The following is an 11,558-nucleotide window of genomic DNA, read 5'->3' as shown; positions in this document are numbered from 1 at the left end:
AGCGTTTTGGCAAAGTTTTTTTGACTTTTTTTTGAAGCTTGCCCTGTAAGGGTTCTGCCTGCTGAGCTGACTGGGATTTGAACTAAGCAATCTCTGCATTTCTGCTTTTTTACCCTTTAACCAGACTGAAGCATGATTGCTCTAGTAGTTCAATCTTGCTTAGTGAGGTATTTCAGGGTTAACTCAATCCGGCGATAAGTGCCTTCAGGCGATCCAGAGTAAATTGCGATCTATATATGAAATGAATTTTCCCCAAGTAACTCAAAGCCAATGCTGAGCTTGATGGCTCCAGATTGCCAGTTTGTTTCAGATGAATCTGCTGAGGTGGCGATCGCCGATCGCAACTCAACCGCCATCCCATCCATCCAAAGCGCGATTTCTGGCGAACTTTCTCGCAACTTACGGATAATGCGCTTTGCCAAGTTACCTAGCTCAACAGGTTCTTTACATAAATCGCTGTCCTGGGATGTAGCGATCGCCTTCGACACTAGCAGTTTTGTATTGGAATTTCGAGATTGACCAGTGGCCACATCTATATTGCATCGACTATGACCAGCATCAACTTGTAGAATTGCGACCAAGCAAAGCGTTCCGGTTTGCCAATCTCCTTCGGGTTGGAGCACCTGAGCTCTCACACCGCCAACGATCTGCATAACCTCGTAAGAACTGTGGATGATGTCCCACAACAGCTTAAGAGTCAAGTCAGTTATCAACATCTGAGGCGATCGCGCATTGATAGCAGATAACTCGGCACCTTGTTCAAAACGCTTTGCAACTTCACACGCAGAAGTTACTACACTGATAATAAGGCTTTCAGTTTGTAAATCAGGGGTTCGATCGACTAAATTATCACTCTCATTTTCCTTCTCTAATCTAGCTAAATCATTATCTAAACTTTCATCTAGAAAATCAAGAATTAATACTTCCATATCAGCAGATTCTCTATCTTGAATATTTGACATCTCAATAATCGGCAACTCACATAACAAACCCGATAATTGTTGCTGCATTATAGTCACATAGTAAATTGCAATGCTTTCTGGATCTGTTATTTTGAATTGAATTTCACCAGCAGACAAATGTGTGAAATAGTTATCTAAAAATAAATCAACATCAAGATCACTATCAAGTTCTAAAACATTAATATTGGCATTATTTATAATTTCTGTCTGTTTTGATATCTGAGTAATTGTTTTTATTTCAGGATCGACAATAAATTCAAACGCTAAACTTAACTGGATATTGCCACACTGCCAATTTTCTCCAGGTTTAAGAAAGTCAATCTTAGTTGTATCTGTAAAAAATATGATTTCTGGGTTAACTTCTTGAATTCTTTTCAAAAGCTGTTGGAGTAACTGTTCGCTGCTGATAGGATAGTGAGAATAATAACAATCATTCCATTGAATTATAGTATCTGAATTGAGACAAGATAGCAGTGGTTGATTTGTAACCAAATCAATACTCCAAGGTGCAACAGTATTATCTAATGTTAAAATTGCCGCCAACCTTAATATTCCGCTACTCCAGCCTTGATCTGATTGGGAAACTCTCGCTTCGACACCCGTTAGTAGTCGAATCATATCATCAGAACTTCTGGCAATATACCAAAGTAGTCTCGGAATCAAATCTTTAATTAAAATGTAGCGAGAAACAGGATCGTTTAACTTTGTCTGACTTCTTAAGTCTAAATTTTTACTCAGAATTTCGCGCTTAATAGCATCAATGACTTCGCAGGCTTCCTCCGTAACGTAAGCAACTATATTATCTGGAGTTCGTGGTAAGTTTGATGGCCATCCACTAGCAGTTGAAAGTAAGTGTGCCACTATCTTTATAAGACTTTCCCAAGCATCAAATATAATAGGTGAAACCTCGGAAATTACATGGAAATTAGGTACAGTTGAAAGGTCTTGTCCCTCTAAATCAACACCACTATTCGAGTTCGATTCAAATACTACCCAATCTGTCAGCTTGACGATAGTTTTGCTGATAGTTTCAAAGTCAGACACAGCCGAACCTGAAGCTGTAATTGTTTCAGCAGACTCGGAAATTTTGTCAAGTGGCAAAGCAACGATCGGTGGTTGAGGTTCGATCATGGATCTGTCTCGAAATTTACATCTAAAAAGTGGATGCACCCACTATCAGCAGTAATAGCCAAACCAGTCTTTCCCCAAGGCGCGATTGCCTTCGGTACTACAGGACTACTAAAATTACCTATTTGACTCCCTTTGCGATCGCAAACCAATATCTGCCCCTGAGCATCTGCCACAAAATATCCCCAACTGGTAGCACAAGCACAAGTTGGTAAACTTTCTAAAGGAATTCGAGCCACTTTCAGAGGTAACAACTTAATTAGCAAAATAGCTGATTTAGAACCTAGAGGCATTCCCAATAAAGTATAAGGCTCAGCGGTAGACAATAACTGATTTCCTTGCGCGATCGCTTGCCCAATACTCGTTAATAACCGCACAGAACCAACAGTTGTACCTCGACGACTATAAACTTTGAAAGTAGTTTGAGGCTGTTTTTGCTCAGTGTCAGGCCAAGTTGCCAGTAAATGTCGGCGATCTAAAAACATTAATTCTGGTAAGTTTGGCTCTGTTAGCGCAATAGTTCGTTTTAGGGTTAAAGTTATCGAGCCGCTTTCTATGGCTAGGGAATAAAAACGCAACTCGCCGGAAATAGCTACTGCTAAACAGCGGCTGTGAAAATCAACAGCAGCTTTATAAAGTGTAGGTATTGTTTCTAAGCCGATATCGCCGATATCTAGGATACACTCAGGCTGGGAGGCGCGATCTCCTAGCCAGTATAATCGCTCTTGAGTAAGAATACAGCTACCGCCGAGAGCTGGAAGAATGCCAAGCACCGATTCTGGAAAAGATACGGAGGTTTTAACTTTTCCTGCAACTAGGCTTTGATGCGGCTGAGGCAAAATTATTACCTGGGAACCCGCCGCACCATAGAGATATGCTTCATTAGCAACTAAGATAGTCACAGGAGCAGGAACTGACAATTGGGAAGCAGTAATTGGCAAGTGAAAATTGATAATTCTAGGTCTGTCTTCTTCTTCGTCATTTTCGATCCCCCCTTCCCAAGGAATGGCGTGATCGCCCAATTGTCTGACAGCGCGATCGTACATTGCCAATCGCAAAGCCTGAGCCATGTGAGAAGCACTAGCAAAGCGGCGGGCCGGCAATTTCTCCAAAGCTTTTTTAAGCACTTCCTGCAACGGCTCCGGTATAACTTCTGGCAATTGCAAACGCTGATTTAAATGTGCCCACATCAAATCCCCTGGCGTTCCGCTAAAAGGGCGGTAGCCCATCAGCAATTCAAATAGTAGAATTCCCACTGCATAAATGTCAGACATCGGCGAATAAAGGCCGTAAAACCTCTCTGGAGCCATGTAAGCAGGAGAGCCAACCGTAGCGTCTGGCGAAATCTCTTGATGTAGGCGAGTAGTACCAATCTCTGGTAAGCGGCGGGCAATGCCAAAATCAGATAACCTAGGCAGCCAACCTTTTGGCCCCAAACTTAGCAGAATATTTTCTGGCTTGATGTCGCAGTGAACCACACCTCGGCGGTGGGCGTAGTCTAAACCAGCCAGCACACCTATTACTAACTGTAAGCCTTCAAGCAATCTCAGGGGGCTATCCTGCTTGAGAAGGCTGCGGAGCGTTCCCCCTTCGCAATAGTCCATAACGAGATACCGCCCTGTTGCCGTATGTTCTAAGGCGATACAAGCGACGATATTGGGATGCTGTAAGGTAATCAGGAACCAGAGTTCTCGCAAAAATTCACTTGTAGGTGCTGAGGTGTGACTCAGTTCCTTGAGAGCAACCAGTTGACCAACTGGGCGCGAATTTTTGCCTCCAGATTCGCGAAGGCTAGCACAAAAAACTCGACCAAACTGGCCTTGTCCTACTAGCCCTAAAATTCGGTACTTGGAATTTTGCATGGCTCCAATTTCAGGAAAGCCTTTAAGATAGTATTGAAATATGCTATGTGAAAAATTCTGACAAAACTTAAGATTGTTGAATTAATCACACCGTACAACTTATGTTATATCAGGTTGAGTATGAAACTGCCTTTCACCCTGGGAATATGGCCACTACCAAAATCATAGAATCTCGTAGTCAGTATCGACATTGCCATATTACCGTGCCGGATTTAGAACACCCTGTAGCGGCACTTTGCGTCGATGGCGAATTTTACAGCTTTTTGAAGGCTGTGAAAGAGGCAGAAAAAGCGATCGAGATCGCGGCCAAGCTCGGAAATAGCGGTGACAAGACCGTAATTACAAAAACTCCCAAAGGCTATGTCATCTGGGTGAAAGAGCCTGAAGGTTATTCTGTTCTTCTATCTTAACTTTTTTTGGGAACAGGTAAGGTTATTGTTCAGGGGAAATCGAAATCAAGTTTACTGAGTAATTAGTCTGACAGGATCGGGAATTAAAAATGGTCAAAATTATTAAGCTAGAGCCAATTGCTGAGGAAATGGCAGTCCTGACTAATTCAAATATTTTGTCGGCCTTGTTGTCGAAAGAACTTAATGTTCTTAAGGAATGCGGTGGTAGGGGGATGTGTGCTACTTGCCACGTTTATATTAAGGATGGCATGGATGCTTTGTCGGGCATGAGTCGCCGGGAACAGAGAACGTTAGAGGTTATTACTACAGCTAAAACTACTTCTCGCCTTGCTTGTCAGGCTCAGATTTTGGGTAACGGAGTGGTGGTGGAATTGCCGACAGGTATGTACATCAACGCTATTGACAATGTGGAAGCTTTAATCGGTCGCCGCGCTGAACAAAATTTACTACACCCTATTACTGGTCAAGTTGTTGTGGAAGAAGGAAAGTTGATTACTCGTTCTATTATTAATCAACTCAATGAAACACGCTTGCAGGTAGGAGATTATCTTGCTCGTACTAGGGGAGCATAGATTTTTAATTTTGTAGGGTTGGTTTAGCAGATAAGTTGGGACAAAATCTGTCCCTGCTTGCGATCTTTCTGGGAATAGGCTTCAATAATCTTTCATTAACAATTCTAGGTTTATGTTAAGTCAATTAGCTAACTTAAGTGTGGAAGCTGACGGACGCTATGCTGTCCAATCAGAACTTCAGTTTTTGAAAGACTACTTTCAGTCGTTGAACTTGCGCTTGAGTGCTTATAAGAAAATTCAAGCTGCTGAAAAAGAAATTATTCGCGATGTTGAAACAAAAATTTTGTCTACGAGCCCTAATTTATTGCTTCGGGGTTCTCAAGATGCTACTTCAAAATGGCGGTTAGATACGGTACGAGTGCTGCGACATTCTGCCGCAGCATTGTTGATTGACGATCGCAATCGTCTACGCGACCGTCTTTTACTCTGGTTCCAAACTATTTTGGGTTCTTTTCAAGCTAAAAAGAGCTCTGAGGTGACTTTTCAAATCATGCAAGATGCGATCAAACAGTATCTTACGGCCGAAGAAGCAAGTTTGTTTATTCCGATTCTGGAAATGAGCCGAACTACCTTCAGCAAATAAATTTTGTTAACACTTAGAAGTTAACTGTTACCAATTAGCAATACTTAAGGCTGGCTACGCCTACGCGATTTTTCTTAACGGGACTTAAACAAAAAACACGAGCTAAATAAGTTATAATTCTTGCATAGCAATTGGAGTTTAGACTAAGCACGTCAGAAAGCGTGGTTATATCTCATACCACCGATCAAAATATCAGATTTGCTGCTGCTTCAATCCGTGCTATAGGTGTTACAGAACGGGGCAACATTGGCAAGCGAATAATAGTTTGCTCGGCCAATAAATCGGCATCAATATCTACTCCAGGCTGATAACAATTATGCACCGCATAGCGCTGCTGTACGCCCATACTTTTAAGAGATTCTGCTAATCTAACTTGCTCAGCAACAATCGCAGCTTGAGCCTGAAAAACTCCGATAAATTCAGTATGAGAGGGATCTTTTAACTTCTTTTGCGATTGTACTACTTGCTGCCGCAATTTCCGCAATCTTCCCATTAAATCTACTCTTCCCAAAACATTTTGATATTTCATCCACAGTTTAAAAATCCAAGCTAGCCAGTCTCCCAAAGCTGTTGGCATTTCTAAAAAACGGAGCAAATGACCAGTCGGTGCAGTATCTAAAATAATTAAATCTTCCTGCTTACTATCTAATAAATTCATCACCGCTACAAGAGATAACATCTCATCAATTCCTGGCAATGCTTGAGCCACAATTTGCCGCCAAGCTTCAGGACTGTAAGCCATTTTTACGGCATCTGCTTCGCTACTTTCGCCGCTAATCATTTCTGCTAATTCCCACAGATAATCTTCGCGAAATTGGTCTAGTACGATTTCAGCATCAATTTCTTGGGCGCTCAAATTATCGCTTAGCTGTTGTGGTTCGTGTGTCAATTGTTGCCCAAAAGCATCTCCCAAAGAATGGGCGGGATCGATAGAAATCATCCGAATTTTTTTGTCTGGATAGCGATTTGCCATCGCCCATCCCATCGCGGCGGCAACTGTTGTTTTACCAACTCCGCCTTTACCACCTACTAGGATTAATTGCCGCTCTTCGGCGATAAAATCGCTTAAACTGGGAGGTATTTTTGTCGGCCATTCGATAATTGGTACAGGTGCTAATTCTACTGTTTCAATTTTTTCTATTTGGGCGATCAGATGGTCTAATGCTGCTGCACCAAGGGGTTCTGAGTTTTGTTGCGGGACGGTAAAAATATGATGATTGCCGGGGAGTTGTAGGAATTTTTGTAATAATTGCTGTTGTTCGCTGTAGCGATCGCCATTTGTCTCAGTATTTGTGATAATATGGTTGACAAATAAGCCGCCGCAGGGAATTTCTAGTTTGTGCAAACTATCTAGAAAGCGTTGGGTTTCTAGGAGGCTCATGGGTTCTGCGATCGCGACTACATTACAAGCACTGAAATCGGCATCCTGAAGTAAGTTTCTACCTTCTGCTAGTTCCGATTTCATATCTGTTAAAAAGCGATCCGCTTCATCAGTGGTATAACGCCCTGCTAAAGTTTCACTAATTACGCGATGTTTCTGTTGAAATAATTCGAGGGAAGCTAACATCACATCCAGAAAATCTTTGAGGCCGAAGAGATTTACAGTGTGGCCGGAGGGAGCCATATCTACTACTACACGATCGGCGGCTTTTTCTGTTAGCAACTTTTGAATTTCTAGAAACCCCATAAGTTCGTCTAAACCGGGCCAACTCAAGTCCCAAACGGGGGTTAAGTCTCCTCCTTCTACAAAGCTTCCGCGCTCTACTAATAGTTCTAAAACTTCGCCGTATTTGGCTTTAAATTCCTGCAATATTTTCTGGGAATCGAGGGCTCGCACGCTTAAGTTAGGCAAATCTGCGATCGCTTTGGATGCGTCTTCAACTTCCATCTGCAACACATCCCCCAAGGAATGGGCGGGATCTGTGGATATTAATAGAATGTTTTCGTGGGGAAATAGCTTGGCCCAGCGACGCGCAAACCCGCAGGAAAGGGTTGTTTTCCCTACTCCGCCCTTACCGCTGAACATTGCTAGGTGGAGCGAGTCGTACTGGTTCATATTTTTGGATGGTTTAGCCAAACTTCACATTGTACCGAATATTTTACCTTTAAGTATCGGAATTACGCACTTCCCACGTAACGCCGCCCTCTGGGCGGTATCTTTACCGCCCAGAGGGCGGCGTTACAAACTGTTTTGCATAAATCCTAAAATGCTTGAAAGCTTTCTCTAGGAAGGGTTATGGCTTTTATACTTTGGACACTACACCCTTGCTGTGATTAACATCACCGACCTTGCTGAGTCAAGTCACAGCAATATAACTTAACAATCCGTTACATTGGTTTACATAAAGACACGAACGACAAAGGAAAAGAACATGAACGCACGTAACTACATCGACGACCAAGGACTTCTCAACAACTTCGCGATCGAGCCCAAGATGTATGTAGATGAGAGCGTTAGCACTGGTTTTACCCCTTACGCCGAGAAGATGAACGGACGGTTTGCGATGATCGGCTTTGTCTCCCTGCTGGCGATCGAAGTTTTGACCGGACACGGCTTTCTGGGTTTTCTGAAGGATGTTTTAGGCTAAAAAGTTTGTAACGACTGTAAATCAATCAATTGTTGAAAAATATTAGGAGAATGAGAAATGAAAACTGATTTTGACTATGGCGATCGCGATTTATTTGGCCCCGTTGTTTTCCGACCCGATTTCAACAGCTTTAAGGCAATTAACGCCAATCAAGCTTGGTCGCTATTCTTCACCGCCAGCCGGGAAGACAAAGCCTTGGGATTTAATGCAGAAACAGGTCGATTCTTTACTTACAGCTTAATCGCAACCGTTGTCACAGGCGTGGTTTGGGCTTCCATTTTCCGCTCCTTCTAAGGACAACATTATAGAATGAATTTACTTGTTTCCATCGCCTTCGACTTATGTCGAGGGCTTGTTTTTTATTTATCATGTCCTTACGTAACGCCGCCGTCCCGACGGTATCCTTGATGATAAGTAGAAGGAAGAAGGAAGAAGGAAGAAGGAAGAAGGAAGAAGGAAGAAGAAGAAAGAAAAATTTACTTATCTCGGAGAGAAGGAAGAATGTTTATACAGTCAGCTTGGAAGCCATCCCGATCTTATGTTTAATTAGGTGGATTTACTTAATACTTTCCGAATTGGTATTACGTAACCTTGCCGTCTAGGCGATAAAGATACCGCCAGGATGGCGGCGTTACGGAATGTTTATGCTAGTCATAACAACATCCCCGCAATACAAGCCGTCATAAAATTAGCGATCGCCCCCGCAATCATCGCCCTCACACCCCACCTCGCTAAATCCTTCTGCCTTTCCGGTGCCAACCCCCCAATTCCCCCAATCGTAATTCCAATCGAACCGATATTAGCAAACCCACAAATCGCATACGTAGCAATTACAATCGCCCTTTCTGAAATCGTCTTACTATCCATCAACTGCTTCAAATCCAGATAAGCAATAAAATCATTTAAAATCGTTTTCTTCCCCAACAAAATCCCCACTTGCCCACAATCAGCCCAAGGTACACCCATCAACCAAGCCACCGGAAACATTACAAAAGACAGCAACCATTCTAAAGATAATAACGGCAAACCTACGATCGTTCCCAGCCAATGCAGCAGCCCATTTGCAGTTGCCAATAACCCTAAAAAAGCAATCAGCATCACCCCCACACTAAACGCCAACTTTCCCCCCTGAAAAGCTCCATCTGCCGCCGCCTCGATCGCATTAGTATAATTAGTTTTCATTTCCACATCCATTGTTCCAGCCGTTAGAGGTTCCTCCATTTCCGGGTAAAACAACTTAGAAATTGCCATCGAAGCTGGCGCAGACATCACCGAAGCTGCTAACAAATGACTCGCAGGAACTCCAAAGGAAAGATATGCCCCCATCACACCTCCGGCAATCGTGCCAAAACCAACAGTCATCACTGAATGTAACTCAGAAACTGTCATTTTTCCCACATAAGGCTTAATTAATAACGCCGATTCCGTTGGGCCTAAAAACACATTTCCAGCACAAGAAAGTGACTCCGTCCCTGATATTTTCATGGTTTTTAACATCACCCATGCCATCCCCCGTACCAACTGCTGCAAAATATTATAATGATACAAAACGCTAACAAAAGAAGAGAAAAAGATGATAGTTGGTAAAATCTTAAAAGCGACAAATTGCTCTTGAAACTTTTCTCCGAAAACAAACTTAGCCCCAGCATCCGAAAAGTTTAGTAACTGTTGCATCACATCGCCGAGAAACTGAAATAGTATAAAACCAGGCTGAGTTCTAATAATCAACACTGCTAAAATTAACTGTAAAGCAATCCCCCACAAAACAGGTGCCCAGCGTACAGCACGCCGATTTACAGAAAAGGCGTAGGACAAACCCACGAAAACAGCCAGCCCCAAGACGGAAATTAGTCTTTCCATTAAGCAATTTTAGAATTTAAAATTAAGATTGTTAGATTTTAAGCGCTTGTTGGTTACAATGGAGAGAAATCATAAAACTCCTAAAGCTGCAAGCACCAGATTATGCCTCTACCTATAGTTGCTATTATTGGACGGCCAAATGTCGGTAAATCCACAATTGTTAACCGTTTCGCTGAGAGTCAAGATTCGATTGTCCACGACCAACCGGGGATGACGCGCGATCGCACTTACAAAAATGCTTACTGGGGCGATCGCGAATTTCAAGTCGTAGACACCGGTGGCCTAGTTTTTGACGATAACACCGAATTTTTACCCCTCATCCGCGAACAAGCAATGGCCGCCCTCGCTGAAGCCAGCGCCGCTATTTTCGTTGTAGACGGACAAATCGGACTGACTGGGGGCGACGAAGCGATCGCAGAATGGCTGCGTCAACAACGAGTTCCCGTCCTTCTAGCAGTTAATAAATGCGAATCCGAAACAGAAGGCCTCACTCAAGCTGCCCAATTTTGGGAATTAGGCTTAGGCGAACCCTTCCCCATTTCTGGCATTCATGGTAACGGTACTGGCGAATTACTCGATGAATTAATTAGCCACTTACCAGCAATAGGAGAATTGCCAGAAATTGACGAAACAAAAGTTGCCATTGTTGGTCGTCCCAATGTTGGGAAATCTAGTTTATTAAATGCCTTTCTTGGGGAAACTCGCGCCATAGTTAGCCCGATTTCCGGTACTACTCGCGATGCAATTGATACCGTAGTGGAACGCAACGGTAAAACTTACCGCCTAATAGATACAGCCGGGATTCGCAAAAAGAAAAACGTCGAATATGGCCCCGAATTTTTCGGTATTAACCGCGCCTTTAAAGCCATCCGTCGCGCCGACGTTGTATTATTAGTAATTGATGCCGTTGATGGCGTTACCGACCAAGACCAAAAACTTGCAGACCGGATTAGTGAAGAAGGTCGAGCCTGCGTAATTGTCGTCAACAAATGGGATGCGATTGAAAAAGATTCTACCACGATTTACGATTACGAAAAGGAAGTAAAAACTCGCCTTTATTTTGTCGATTGGGCAGAAATGATATTCGTCAGCGCTACCACAGGTCAAAGAGTTGAAAAAATCTTAGAATTAGTTGACACCGCCGCCACAGCACACCAGCGCCGCGTTACCACTGCGGTAATTAATGAAGTGATAGAAGAAGCAACAAGCTGGCACTCTCCTCCCGTTACCCGCCAAGGACGGCAGGGTAAGATTTATTATGGTACGCAAGTTAGAGCGCAGCCGCCCACGATCGCTTTATTTGTCAACGATCCCCTGCGGTTTAACGAGAATTACCGCCGCTACATCGAAACCCAATTTCGCAAACAATTAGGTTTTATTGGGACACCAATGCGGTTAGTTTGGCGAGGTAAAAAACCGCGCGATTTAGAAAAAAGTCGGACAAATAGAGCTATTCGCGTTAAATAACGTAACGCCGCCATCTTGGCGGTAAAGATACAAAGTTAAATAACGTAACGCCGCCATCTTGGCGGTAAAGATACAAAGTTAAATAACGTAACGCCGCCATCTTGGCGGTAAAAGCTCAAGATACCG

The 11,558-nt window shown here is 43.1% G+C and carries 10 protein-coding genes; 6 read left to right on the top strand and 4 right to left on the bottom strand.

From position 1 onward, the window contains the following. Positions 1–230 precede the first annotated feature (230 nt). Positions 231–2,093 (bottom strand): hypothetical protein, encoded by a 1,863-nt coding sequence (locus tag PY364_RS16825; RefSeq protein WP_275524211.1) that lies wholly within the window; start codon positions 2,091–2,093, stop codon positions 231–233. Continuing rightward, positions 2,090–3,952: a serine/threonine-protein kinase gene (locus tag PY364_RS16820; RefSeq protein ID WP_275524210.1), complete on the bottom strand. Its 1,863-nt coding sequence runs from the start codon at positions 3,950–3,952 to the stop codon at positions 2,090–2,092. Before PY364_RS16820 ends, PY364_RS16825 begins: the two co-directional genes overlap by 4 nt. A 101-nt stretch (positions 3,953–4,053) precedes the next feature. Between PY364_RS16820 and PY364_RS16815 the strand changes: the two genes are divergently transcribed. From PY364_RS16815 to PY364_RS16805, 3 genes are all read left to right on the top strand, one after another. Then, entirely contained in the window at positions 4,054–4,362 is a 309-nt protein-coding gene (locus tag PY364_RS16815; protein WP_275524209.1) for a hypothetical protein, read from the top strand. Between the two features lie 89 nt (positions 4,363–4,451). Next, a complete protein-coding gene (locus PY364_RS16810; RefSeq protein WP_275524208.1) occupies positions 4,452–4,934 on the top strand; it encodes a 2Fe-2S iron-sulfur cluster-binding protein in 483 nt (160 codons plus the stop codon). A gap of 112 nt (positions 4,935–5,046) precedes the next feature. Beyond that, the gene (locus tag PY364_RS16805) at positions 5,047–5,517 is read left to right on the top strand and encodes a phycobilisome protein (protein WP_275524207.1); all 471 of its coding nucleotides are present in this window, start codon (positions 5,047–5,049) and stop codon (positions 5,515–5,517) included. A 184-nt stretch (positions 5,518–5,701) separates the two neighbouring features. On the opposite strand, the gene PY364_RS16800 is transcribed toward PY364_RS16805, so the two are convergent. Next, positions 5,702–7,573, bottom strand: coding sequence for an ArsA family ATPase (locus PY364_RS16800; RefSeq protein ID WP_275524205.1), 1,872 nt, complete (start codon positions 7,571–7,573; stop codon positions 5,702–5,704). Positions 7,574–7,889: 316 nt separating this feature from the next. Here PY364_RS16800 and PY364_RS16795 point away from each other — a divergent pair, with 316 nt between their 5' ends. Together PY364_RS16795 and PY364_RS16790 are read left to right on the top strand one after the other, a co-directional pair. Beyond that, on the top strand, positions 7,890–8,105 hold the full coding sequence (locus tag PY364_RS16795) for a chlorophyll a/b-binding protein (RefSeq protein WP_007358534.1): 216 nt from the start codon (positions 7,890–7,892) through the stop codon (positions 8,103–8,105). A 57-nt stretch (positions 8,106–8,162) separates the two neighbouring features. Beyond that, positions 8,163–8,399, top strand: a complete 237-nt coding sequence (locus PY364_RS16790) for a hypothetical protein (protein WP_275524203.1) — start codon at positions 8,163–8,165, stop codon at positions 8,397–8,399. Between the two features lie 357 nt (positions 8,400–8,756). On the opposite strand, the gene PY364_RS16785 is transcribed toward PY364_RS16790, so the two are convergent. After that, positions 8,757–9,965 (bottom strand): NupC/NupG family nucleoside CNT transporter, encoded by a 1,209-nt coding sequence (locus PY364_RS16785; protein ID WP_275524201.1) that lies wholly within the window; start codon positions 9,963–9,965, stop codon positions 8,757–8,759. A gap of 102 nt (positions 9,966–10,067) precedes the next feature. On the opposite strand from PY364_RS16785, the gene der reads away from it, so the two are divergent. Continuing rightward, the gene (gene der, locus PY364_RS16780; protein WP_275524199.1) at positions 10,068–11,432 is read left to right on the top strand and encodes a ribosome biogenesis GTPase Der; all 1,365 of its coding nucleotides are present in this window, start codon (positions 10,068–10,070) and stop codon (positions 11,430–11,432) included. Positions 11,433–11,558: the final 126 nt, after the last annotated feature.

The organism is Kamptonema sp. UHCC 0994 (genome assembly GCF_029167235.1).
In the GTDB taxonomy this organism is placed as follows: Bacteria; Cyanobacteriota; Cyanobacteriia; order Cyanobacteriales; family Microcoleaceae; genus Kamptonema.
This window is presented reverse-complemented; position numbering and strand designations above follow the sequence as displayed.

Excerpts from the sequence above, each read along its gene's own strand:
- PY364_RS16785 (WP_275524201.1), bottom strand. The coding sequence starts at position 9,965 with ATGGAAAGACTAATTTCCGTCTTGGGGCTGGCTGTTTTCGTGGGTTTG.
- der (WP_275524199.1), top strand. The coding sequence starts at position 10,068 with ATGCCTCTACCTATAGTTGCTATTATTGGACGGCCAAATGTCGGTAAA.
- PY364_RS16800 (WP_275524205.1), bottom strand. The coding sequence starts at position 7,573 with ATGAACCAGTACGACTCGCTCCACCTAGCAATGTTCAGCGGTAAGGGC.
- PY364_RS16795 (WP_007358534.1), top strand. The coding sequence starts at position 7,890 with ATGAACGCACGTAACTACATCGACGACCAAGGACTTCTCAACAACTTC.
- PY364_RS16805 (WP_275524207.1), top strand. The coding sequence starts at position 5,047 with ATGTTAAGTCAATTAGCTAACTTAAGTGTGGAAGCTGACGGACGCTAT.
- PY364_RS16820 (WP_275524210.1), bottom strand. The coding sequence starts at position 3,952 with ATGCAAAATTCCAAGTACCGAATTTTAGGGCTAGTAGGACAAGGCCAG.
- PY364_RS16815 (WP_275524209.1), top strand. The coding sequence starts at position 4,054 with ATGTTATATCAGGTTGAGTATGAAACTGCCTTTCACCCTGGGAATATG.
- PY364_RS16790 (WP_275524203.1), top strand. The coding sequence starts at position 8,163 with ATGAAAACTGATTTTGACTATGGCGATCGCGATTTATTTGGCCCCGTT.
- PY364_RS16825 (WP_275524211.1), bottom strand. The coding sequence starts at position 2,093 with ATGATCGAACCTCAACCACCGATCGTTGCTTTGCCACTTGACAAAATT.
- PY364_RS16810 (WP_275524208.1), top strand. The coding sequence starts at position 4,452 with ATGGTCAAAATTATTAAGCTAGAGCCAATTGCTGAGGAAATGGCAGTC.